Genomic DNA, 367 nt, shown 5'->3' with positions numbered 1-367 from the left:
CCTTCAGTCATCGTCGTAAGATAGGGTGGACAGCTCGATAAGCCTTAGTTGGAATATTCCAAATCCGGACTTCGCATCAAAGCGGCGGCGATGGTTCGTCTGGTAACTGCTCACGGGTAATGTACTGCTTCGCCAAGTGTTCTTCTGCTCGCCTGAGTCGGTAGGTGAGCGTCGACCGTGGTATAGTGAGATGCTCAGCTAGCTCACCGACATCGATTTCTCTGGGAGATTCGTAGTAACCATGTTCAACAGCGGCTTGAACCGCTGCCTGCTGTTCGGGTGCCAATTCAGTGTTGCTGTTGGAGGTGTCGTTTGTGGATGGTGAGGCGACCGCCGTTCGAAGCATCTCCATCTGGGCGCAATCGCC

Annotated in this window: 1 protein-coding gene; it reads right to left on the bottom strand. The window is 54.0% G+C overall.

The annotated features are described in order from the left end of the window. Positions 1 to 76: 76 nt before the first annotated feature. Positions 77 to 367, bottom strand: a 291-nt coding sequence (locus C451_RS00100) for a helix-turn-helix domain-containing protein (RefSeq protein ID WP_007736327.1), incomplete at its 5' end; no start/stop codon positions are given.

This window comes from Halococcus thailandensis JCM 13552, assembly GCF_000336715.1.
GTDB classification, from domain to species: Archaea; Halobacteriota; Halobacteria; order Halobacteriales; family Halococcaceae; genus Halococcus; species Halococcus thailandensis.
Note: the sequence above shows the minus strand (reverse complement) of the source record. Positions and strands in the feature narration are given on the sequence as shown.